This is a genomic window from Halodesulfovibrio sp. MK-HDV, from assembly GCF_009914765.1.
Lineage (GTDB): Bacteria > Desulfobacterota > Desulfovibrionia > Desulfovibrionales > Desulfovibrionaceae > Halodesulfovibrio.
Genome location: NZ_WYDS01000037.1, coordinates 1 through 10,125, shown reverse-complemented (window position 1 = coordinate 10,125; position 10,125 = coordinate 1). Strand labels below are relative to the sequence as shown.

The 10,125-nt window shown below is 44.7% G+C and carries 8 protein-coding genes and 1 tRNA gene; 5 read left to right on the top strand and 4 right to left on the bottom strand.

The features are described 5' to 3' along the window. Positions 1-951: 951 nt before the first annotated feature. Entirely contained in the window at positions 952-1,053 is a 102-nt protein-coding gene (locus MKHDV_RS19305) for a transposase (RefSeq protein ID WP_371416045.1), read from the bottom strand. Between the two features lie 253 nt (positions 1,054-1,306). Then, complete coding sequence (locus MKHDV_RS18115; protein ID WP_160717845.1) at positions 1,307-2,707, bottom strand: sigma-54-dependent Fis family transcriptional regulator; 1,401 nt, start codon at positions 2,705-2,707, stop codon at positions 1,307-1,309. 415 nt (positions 2,708-3,122) lie between these two features. Here MKHDV_RS18115 and MKHDV_RS18110 point away from each other — a divergent pair, with 415 nt between their 5' ends. The 3 genes from MKHDV_RS18110 (at position 3,123) to MKHDV_RS18100 (ending at position 7,988) form a co-directional block, all read left to right on the top strand. Next, positions 3,123-4,427, top strand: a complete 1,305-nt coding sequence (locus MKHDV_RS18110; RefSeq protein WP_160717843.1) for a nitrate/nitrite transporter — start codon at positions 3,123-3,125, stop codon at positions 4,425-4,427. A gap of 21 nt (positions 4,428-4,448) precedes the next feature. After that, on the top strand, positions 4,449-5,357 hold the full coding sequence (locus tag MKHDV_RS18105) for a glycyl-radical enzyme activating protein (RefSeq protein ID WP_160717841.1): 909 nt from the start codon (positions 4,449-4,451) through the stop codon (positions 5,355-5,357). A 195-nt stretch (positions 5,358-5,552) separates the two neighbouring features. After that, complete coding sequence (locus tag MKHDV_RS18100; RefSeq protein WP_160717839.1) at positions 5,553-7,988, top strand: pyruvate formate lyase family protein; 2,436 nt, start codon at positions 5,553-5,555, stop codon at positions 7,986-7,988. A 578-nt stretch (positions 7,989-8,566) separates the two neighbouring features. On the opposite strand, the gene MKHDV_RS19300 is transcribed toward MKHDV_RS18100, so the two are convergent. After that, the gene (locus tag MKHDV_RS19300) at positions 8,567-8,662 is read right to left on the bottom strand and encodes a hypothetical protein (protein ID WP_371416044.1); all 96 of its coding nucleotides are present in this window, start codon (positions 8,660-8,662) and stop codon (positions 8,567-8,569) included. Between the two features lie 258 nt (positions 8,663-8,920). Here MKHDV_RS19300 and MKHDV_RS18095 point away from each other — a divergent pair, with 258 nt between their 5' ends. Both MKHDV_RS18095 and MKHDV_RS18755 read left to right on the top strand, forming a co-directional pair. Next, the gene (locus MKHDV_RS18095; RefSeq protein ID WP_160717837.1) at positions 8,921-9,466 is read left to right on the top strand and encodes a hypothetical protein; all 546 of its coding nucleotides are present in this window, start codon (positions 8,921-8,923) and stop codon (positions 9,464-9,466) included. A gap of 99 nt (positions 9,467-9,565) precedes the next feature. Further along, entirely contained in the window at positions 9,566-9,820 is a 255-nt protein-coding gene (locus MKHDV_RS18755) for a hypothetical protein (protein WP_216846962.1), read from the top strand. Positions 9,821-9,914: 94 nt separating this feature from the next. Here the strand turns inward: MKHDV_RS18755 and MKHDV_RS18090 are convergent. Further along, positions 9,915-9,992, bottom strand: a tRNA-Glu gene (locus MKHDV_RS18090). Positions 9,993-10,125: the final 133 nt, after the last annotated feature.

Here is a 10,125-nt window from a genome sequence, read left to right as displayed (position 1 = left end):
TTTGGACACAAAAAAAGCTCTTACACTTTCGTGTAAGAGCTTGAATTGCTTGGCATCCCCAAGGGGATTTGAACCCCTGTCGCCTGCGTGAAAGGCAGGTGCAATATCAAAAAGAGAGCCAAAAAAACGACGCACTCTTCCCTATGGTAAAAATAGACGCCCCCACTCAAAATTTGGACACAAAAAAAGCTCTTACACTTTCGTGTAAGAGCTTGAATTGCTTGGCATCCCCAAGGGGATTTGAACCCCTGTCGCCTGCGTGAAAGGCAGGTGCAATATCTAATAAAAGTTGCTTATTCCTTTATTTGCAAGGCTTCTGAATAAACACGTTTGACATTAGCAACATGAAAATCAGAGAAGTTTACACCTTACTTACACCTTACTTACACCTCTCAATGAGAGGCTCATATCGTCACAGCAATTGAAAAAATGCTGATTACTCAAATGCACATACCTGCTGTGCCTTGATAACTTACGTTTTAGTCAGACCATCCACAGCCCTGTTACATTGAGGCGTTAAGTCTTATCATTCATGTCGGTCCCTCAGAACTTACAAGCCTCACACGGGAACGTGTTAATTGGAAGAAAAAGGGGGTCTGGTCTACGTAAGCATAACCTATAAAAAAAAATTCGTGCCCTGCACAAATGCTTTTCATGAAAAAGCTAAAATCCCGTCAGCAAATCAGCAGATGGGGTTTTATTATTGAATTGAAAGACCTTTGAAAAGTATGAAAAGGGTCGGTAAAACGAGCAGTCCCCCCCCTTGTCACATAACACCATATGACATTCGCCATCTAGCTATGACAGAGCTACTGACCAGAGGTGTTAATAAGGTACTGTGGCCAGATATTGCAGGACATGCAAATATGTTCTTTACGGCCACTCACTACTTCCTTGTACGTGAAGGAGCAAAAAACAGGCTATTAAGAACTTGCCTAACTTGTAGCTACCTCAGCATATCCCGTGCAACACATCATGCACGGAGTAACCATGCTCTGCGATCTGTTGTACTGCTTCAACTTTAAATTCATCCGTATAACGCTTGTCGTCCATTGTATCCATCTGAAGTTATGAATTTATAACTCAAGAGTGCCTTTGAGACTTGGGGCGATTCAGCGAGTCTTTAAAATGCAAACCGGTCGTGTTTAATACGCTGCGTGAACAGCCACCTGCCACACTTCCTTCTCCACGCATATAGGGTCTTCTGTTGCTGTTAATCGGGCAGCAATCAAGACAGGCATCGGTAGATGCCATTCGCAATTATTGAATGACCATTGGTACCTTTTCTTACGTCTAGCGAGAGTGGCTAGTTAAGTCCATATCTCGCCATTTTCTTATAGAGCAATGGGCGCGTTATTCCGAGTTGGCGCGATGCCTCAGAGCGATTACCATTCGAGGCGCTCAAAGCAAAAGATATAGCCCTATGCTCCGTCTTTTCGATAAGTTCTGCCAAAGGTAGCTGTTTGGAACTAACAGCCTGCAGGTCTTGATCATCCTCTACCCCGCTTTGCAGCGCTTTCTCGACGAAGTCTGCAGTTATATCGTTTTCACACGACATAATCATGCAGCGCTCTAAAAAATTCTGTAATTCACGAACGTTTCCGGGCCATGAGTATTGCTGCAAAGCACCCAAGGCGCTATCTTCAAGGTGCATGTGGAACATGCCGTTTTTCCGAGCCATTCGCTTCCACATACGTTTGGCTAATATCGGGAGTTCCTCAACAGCATCACGTAGTGCCGGCAGCTCGATGGGGAACACGTTAAGACGATAGAATAGATCTTCGCGAAAGCTCTTCTCTTTAATCATCTCCTCCAGATTTTGGTTGGTGGCGGCGATAATTCTGACATCAATTTTTGTGATTTTTTCACTTCCAATACGACTGACTTTGCCCTCCTGAATGACCCTTAGCAATTTAACCTGAGTCGCCAAGGGCATATCTCCAAATTCATCCAGGAAAATAGTGCCCTTGTCAGCCTGCTCGAACATCCCTCGATGCCCCCCTTTGCGTGCTCCGGTAAAAGCCCCTTCTTCGTAACCGAACAACTCAGATTCTATTAGGTGTTCAGGAATAGCACTGCAATTGAGATGGATAAAGGGTCCTTCACTGCGCGGGCTATAGTTGTGAATACTCTGAGAATAAACCTCCTTACCAACCCCAGACTCTCCACGTAACAATACAGTCGTCTCCCGAGGGGCAGCCAACATCGCTTTGTTTTTGGCTTCCTTAGCTGCGGGAGCGATTCCTGGAATATGGTTAAACGTATATTCGGTTTCGTCGCTCGCCTTCTTGCTCTTACGTAACTGTTCTATTTCACACGTAAGATCTTTGACTTTTTCGGTGAGCTTCTGAATTTCCTCCATATGACGAAAACGAATCATCCCGACGGCCCCGACACACTTTCCATTTTCAAAGATCGGCACACGAGAAACCACATAAGAGTGGCTTTTAATATCCTGAAGGCAATCATGCTCAGCGACACCATTGCTGGCAACCACATCTAAGCGAGTGTTATCTATGATGCTCGTGACTGGTTTCCCGAGGACTTCCTCCTCGCTCACTTCATGAACTTCCTTAAAGCTCTTATTTACATAAATAATGTCTCCATTCTTATCCACAACCATAAGGGCATCAGCACACAAATCGATAATCTTACGCTGAAAATTTATCATATGTTTTACATCACCAACAAAAATATTTTCAAGCATCGGAATATTCCTCCAATCTGAAAAATTCAGCAAAATTGTTGAATAAACCTGTTCCCTATCGTGACAGCTGTCACACGTGTGACATGCAATTAAACCCCCCCTTAATCCTTCATTTTTCAAACTACCTTCCTTACCAAATAGATCGCTTATATTCATTATTATACTTATATTACGAGATATTAGCATTACTTTTTTTCTTGCTCAATCCCACAGACCTCCTCACCCCACAGCCTGTCACAGATTATTACACCTGTCATGTGTGTGTTTTTTTTTGGCCATACAACAAGAGAACTGTAACCAGCTTATTTTAAAGCTTTTCTTTTTCAATATTCTTCATTGGCACACATTGTGTATATGCAAGAATCACACACAGCTGAAAAATAAACACTTACTAACCTTTTACAAGGAGAAAGAAATGGCCAAAAACAGATCACGTTACGGTTGGTCGGTTGTTGCCGCCTCTTGGCTGGCAATGTTTTGCCTGTTTGGCTACCGGGCTACCTTCTCAATTCTCAAGGTTCCGATGAGCGCGGACATGGGGTGGTCACAGGCCGAGATTACTCTGGGCTATTCCTTCATGATGATGTTTTATGCCATTGCCGCCTTTCTCTGCGGCATGATCCTTGATAAGTGGGGCACCAAACCCGTTTACTTCATCGGCGCAATTCTCGGCGCATCAGGTTTTTACGTCACTAGCCTCACTCACAGTCTTTACGCCTATTATGCTTCCTATGGCATCCTTGCAGGGGTCGCAACCGGAATGCTTTGGGTTTCATCTACCATCTCAATCCGCAAATGGTACGTCGGCAAAAACTATGCAAAGATGTTCGGCATCGCCTTCATGGGCGCCCCTATGTCGCAGGTCATCATGAGCCTTTTTGTCAAACAGGCACTGGTCGGAGCTGAAGGTGACGCCTGGCGTGCCGCTATGCAGGTACTTGGGATTCTGACTCTGGGTTGCTTAGTTGTGGCAGCTTTGCTGGCGAAGGGAAATCCTGAAGATTACGGATATCAAGCCTTCGGTGAAATGCCTAAACAGACTGGCAAAGCAGAAAAAGTTTGGAGCATAAAGGAAGCCTTCTCAACCTACCCCATCTGGGGCGTCATCTTTATGTTTCTGACCAGCATGCTGGCCGAGTTTCTAGTCTGGACTCAGGTTATCAGCTACTGGACCTCCGACCTTGGGCTGTCCCTTGGCAAGGCAACCAATCTTTATATCATCATTGGTATCGTCGGTATCTTCTCCATGCCGCTAATGGGTATTGTCGCCGACAAAGTTGTTGCCAAATCCAGTTGTGAGGCACAGGGGCGTAAAAAAATGCTTATCTTCGGCCCGATAACCGGTGCCATTGCCTGCTCGCTGCTTCTACTTCAATCCCCATCGGCAATCTTTATTGGCGTCATCTCATGTATCATCTTCGCCATCTACTGGGCTGTGGTTCCTGGTGGAGTCGTCGGCTATACAGGAGCGATCTACGGTCGTGCCACTCTCGGCAAGATCTGGGGACTAGCAACATTAATCGTTATGGGTGTCGGCCCGTTCATCGGTCCGCTCATCGGTGGCTACCTTAAGGACAGCACCGGCAGCTACACCTATTCGATCATGTTTGCTCTCGGTTCATTCTTGGTATCAGTAATGCTCGCAGCCAGCTTGCCAAAGGCTGCAGAACAAAAAGCTGCCGCGATGGAGACTGCGAACGCTGAGGCTACAGCCAATTAAAAATTAATAAGGTGATTATACGTGACTCTTCAAAATAACTTAGTTGGACAAGTTTTTAATATTCAACGCTACTCTACTCATGATGGACCAGGCATACGTACTACAGTGTTTCTAAAAGGATGTCCCTTGAACTGTAAGTGGTGTCAGAATCCAGAATCACAAAGCATGAAGCCCGTTCTTATGTTTCGAGCTGACGAATGCACTTCATGCGGTAGATGCATTGAAGAATGTCCCAATGGAGCTAACAGCATTGTCGATGGTCAACTAGTAATTGATCGAGAACGTTGTACAGGTTGTGGCGCTTGCACCAAACCAGGTGTTTGTGTGGCCAATACACGTAAAATAGAAGGCAAACCCATGACCGTTGAAGAGGTTATGGAACAAGTTACTAGCGACTATAACTTATATCTTAACTCTGGTGGTGGCCTAACCATCTCAGGTGGAGATTGTGCGGTTCAGCCAGAATTTACTGCAGCACTTCTGAAAGCTGCTCATAATGAAGGCATAAACACATGCGTTGAGATAACTGGGGCATACCCTTGGGAAAGGGTTAAGGACATTACAGAGCACGCAGACTACGTCTATTACGACCTTAAGTGCATGGATGACGCTAAGCATAAAGAGGCTACAGGAGCATCCAACAAACATGTTCTTGAAAATGCCAAAAGACTGGTCGAGGCGAATAAGCAAATACAATTCAGAACCCCCCTTATCCCAGGCTGTAATGACAGCTATGAAGATGTCAAAGCGACAGCAGGGTTTATACGGAATGAATTGGGATTATCCCCAATCGATCACCTGGAGTTGCTTGCCTATAACAATCTGGGTGAAGAAAAATATTTGCGCATGGGAGCGGATGCACCTCAAAGACACAAGCGTCAGTCTGATGAGTATCTCGATGAACTAAACGAGATTGTTGCATCTATTTAAATCCTTCTTAGAGGTCGATGCACACGGTGTCTCAACAGTCGACAAAGAAGGAAGAACAGCTCTTGCTGCGGTAAAAAAAGCTTAAATTAAGCAATTATAGAGAGGAGCCCGTACAGGAAGAAACGCCCTGCCGCGATTAATATGATTCTCAACTATACCAACTAAAATAATAAACGATGTAAGGAGTAGGAAGCCATGAAGAACGCTGAAAAAGTGCAATACAAAGAGTATGAGGACAGATCTCGTGGTAACGTAATGTGGGATGTGATGAACCCTTTGCGTTATACCCAGTCTATGTCTATGTCTCGTGCAAGCCTCCTGATGGAAAGTTATAAAGAAACGGAAGGTTACCACTTCTTCCGCAGACGTGGCATGGCTATCCGTAAAATCCTTCAAGAAATGCCAATTCGTATAGATGACCATCAATTACTTTGTGGTGATTTCAGTGCCAAACCAATGGGGCCTGAGTTTTTCCCTGACTTGGCTGCATTATGGATAGTAGATTACATTGATAATTACGGCGTGGAAGGCCGAGAAGGGTTCTTCAAATGGGAAGATGAAGAACAAATGGAACAGGGAAGAGCTATCGGTGAATATTTTAGAGAAACCGGTGGTAAAGAAAAGTGGATCACTTTCTTAGGAGAAGAGGAAGCAGCATTTGAGGACAAAATCGGTGAAGCTGGTTCTTGGATCGTAAACACTGTTTCCGAAATGTTCGCTGAAAAAGCTTGGAACTGCCCTGATCTTGACCGGTTGGTAAAAAAAGGTGTTCGTGGCTTACTTGCTGATATCGATGAGCAGCTTGATAAGTTTGTAATGACTACCTATGAAGATTATCGATGCTATGAATTTTGGCGTGGGCTCAAAGAAATGCTTTTAGGCGGTATCGAGTATGCTCATAGATATCGTGATCTCGCTACTGAAATGGCTGCTAAAGAAACAGACCAAATCCGTAAAGCTGAACTGGAAGAAATGGCCCGCGTGTGTGACCGTGTTCCGGAACACCCTGCAGAAACATTCCAGGAATCACTGCAATCTCTCGTATTTGGCCTGCTCATGGTTTTCTATGACACACGTACCTTTGGAATGGGCTATGGTCGTATAGATCAGATCATGTACCCGCAATACAAGTCTGACATTGCTAAAGGCAAAATCGACGACGAGTACGTTGTTCAATTGTTTGAGTGCTTCCGTGTTAAGGTTATGGGCAAGCGTCAGTTCTGGCCTGATGTTATGACTCCAAACCTGAGCAGTGAATCCCATTTCCATAACTGCGTCATCTGCGGTGTAGACCCTAAAACCGGAAGAGATGCCACCAACGAACTGTCATTCGCTTTTATCGAGGCAGCTGAACGAGTCAGAACTACACACCCAACGATCTCAGTGCGTTGGCATACCCAAATTGATCCGAAGTTCATGAAACGTGCTTTGGAAACAGTGAAATTGGGCATGGGCTTCCCTGCCTTCTTTAATGACGAATCCAGCATTCAATACCTTCTTGCCCGTGGTTACACGATAGAGGAAGCACGTAATTATGCTTTGGGTGGCTGTACGCTACACACAGTACCTGGTAAAACCAGTTCAATCTGGCCTTTGGTTACAAGTTACGGCAGAATCTTTGAGCTTACCATGTACAATGGGTGGGACTATATTTCGAATTCGCAATTAGGCCCACAAACCGGTGACTTCACCAAAATGACAAGCTATGAAGAGTTTGTTGCAGCCTATAAATCGATGATTAAACATTGGGCTGATATCAGCACCCGAAGCGGGCGTGCTGCTAAAATCCAGCATGGTGAAACATTCCCAGATATGATGATGTCAGCCTTCACTGATGACTGCATCGGTCGTGGTAGAGTGTGCAGCTTAGGTGGTGCAGAACATAACGATAGCTGCATGTATATCGTTCCGGTAGCTGTGCAGGACGTAGCCAACGAACTGTACGTACTCAAGCATGGTATATTTGGTGACAATCCGATCTGCACTCCGCAGGTGATATTAGACGCCATGCGTGCGAACTGGGAAGGTTACGACGACTTACGCGCTAAGTGCATGGCTATGCCAAAATTCGGCAATGATGTCGCAGAAGTAGATCAGCTCTTAAGCGATGTTTATAATTGGATTAAAGAAATTTGGCATGCACAGCCTGCTACTGATGGTGGTTCATATGAAGTTTCTCCGCACTCCATCGGTTTCCATGGTGGTACGGGTGCTAAAACGGGTGCACTTCCATGCGGCCGTAGAGCTGGAACTTCTTTCTCTGATGGTGCTGTTTCTCCTGTACAAGGAACTGACATAAATGGTCCATCAGCAGTTATCAAGTCAGCAGGCGGAATTGACCAGCATGACCTGTATGGTGTGCTGTTCAACATGAGATTCTCTCCTAGCAATATTAAAGGCAGCAAAGGTACTGCAAACTTAGCAGCACTGATCAAGACTTACTTTAGCGATTACAAAGGCAAACATATTCAGTTTAACGTTCTGAATCGTGAAGAATTGGTTGCCGCTAAAGAAGCGCCAGAACAATATCGCGATCTCATGGTACGTGTTGCAGGTTACAGTGCCTACTGGACTGATTTACCAGCAAACATTCAGGATGAGTTGATTGCCCGTACTGAACACGCAATGTAGTAGTCACATACAGACGTATTGAGAGGCATACATAATCCTGCTTCTCAATGCCTGCTTTACAAAAAAATAGGAGGCTTCCTAAATAGGAAGCCTCCTATTCATTACAAGCTGTAGAAAAAATTAGGAATGCACTGAACATACGAGCTACAAACGAAAATTTGATAGCTTCCACTATAGCACACTGACAATTTCCTAAAAAAGCACCTACCACTCTCGGCTATATATCTCTAAAAACACCCGAACTGCATCAATAATTGCAGTCTTTGTCGAATCATTCTCTTCAATTAGTACATTTAACTGTCTATTGAACGCAACTACCACGCCGGATTCATCACCATTTCGATATAATTTTCGAAAATCTCAAAGATTCAATTTTGAAAGATAGGTATAGCACACCAACTAAAATTTGTTTTTCACTACCCCCTCCCATAATTATAGAATATTGATTAATAGCAAATACTAACAAACCGTTACGCCCAACTACATATTATTCAATTTGCGACAAAGAAAAGACAATCGCATCATTTAAATATGATGCAAGCGTCACAGCATCCACTTCTTCAATTTTCCGTCCCCGCCTAATAGCACCCGCCATACCTGCTGGTTACATCTGCTCCATGCCCAAACAACCAACAGACAAATCCTTCATGTCCACCACGAATTGCAGCATGCAATGGCGGGATACGTGTTACTATTTCAACTTCTATGGATGCCCCATACCACCATAGCAGCTTAGCCCCTTAGCCCCTTCCAAATGACCTTTTTCACAGGCAAGGGCTATTGGTGACATGAAGTCGTCGGACATGAACTTGTACTGAAGTAGCAGGCAGAAGAACGCAAGCGACTAGAACTGATGGATCAGAAAGTTGAAACAAGGCAGAAAGAACCTTCGCAGCTACAGCTTGGTAACTGGGCGGAGCAATACATCGAATTTGCATTCAACACATTTACGGCAGACAACTAGCAAGCTTGCGAAAGAAAAGCAGCGTGCCTTCAAACGGTTCTTTGCAACAAAGGTTCTTGCCCCTGAAATTCTGGTTTCCGAAGTGCGCAGAAGAGAAGTTCTTAAGGTATGGCACATTCTGACAACCCAACATTCAAGAAAGAATGTTGATAGGCAAGTCAAGAACCTGAAAACTGGATGGAACTGGGGCATAGACTTTCTGGAAATGCCGAAAGCAAACCCGTTCTACAGGCTGCCAGTGGCTTCTACCGAAGAAGAGGTGACATTATATGCCGCCGTTAGAAGACATGCTTGCGGGCTAAAACTGGCAGCGAAAAGCGACAATTCTGAACACAATATTGTCCTGTTCTCCTTCCTGACAACTGGGGCACGGCGCGTCGAACTGCGGCGCCTGACATGGGATGACATCAAGTTTTTGGCAGAAGAATTTAGCCTCCGCACGAAAAAACGCAGAAACAGGATTGAGGGCTGCTACTTTATCCCCTTAGCCGAAGAGCTTGCCCCCCCTACTTAAAGTAGTACAAATTACGTACTGGGGGAAAAAGCAACTATGTTTTCAACAATGCCAATCTTGGATCTGGCGACCATATGCGTTGGCTGAAAAGGCTATGCGATGCAGCGGGTGCGCCCCTTTGGGGTTCATGACATCCATACCCTAGCAGTTACCACCGCCCACATTAAGGGCGCATGCCTGCTGAACGTAAAAGAACTGCTTCGCCACAGATCTACGCATCAGACAAATCGGTATCGTCGAAAACAAATCAAAAGCAATCTGGCTGTGGACATTCTCAGCACAATTACACCGAAGGCTAAAAATGAAAGTGATGAAACGGCAGGTAGGAAAGAAGGGGAAGCTAATGCAGCCTGAAATAAAATTTAACACACTTACAAATCAAANCGTTCCACTCAAAATTCGAATACAAAAAAAGCTCTTACATTTTCGTGTAAGAGCTTAAATTGCTTGGCGTCCCCAAGGGGATTTGAACCCCTGTCGCCTGCGTGAAAGGCAGGTGTCCTGGGCCAGGCTAGACGATGGGGACGCTTGAAAACTTGCATTTTTTTCTAAAACATACGGCATAACCGCAAATGATAATTCAAATCGAACTAGATATAAACCTAAGTATGATTTGATTATCACCTAGCAACTTGGCCAGTTGCTATTTTAAAAAAAAA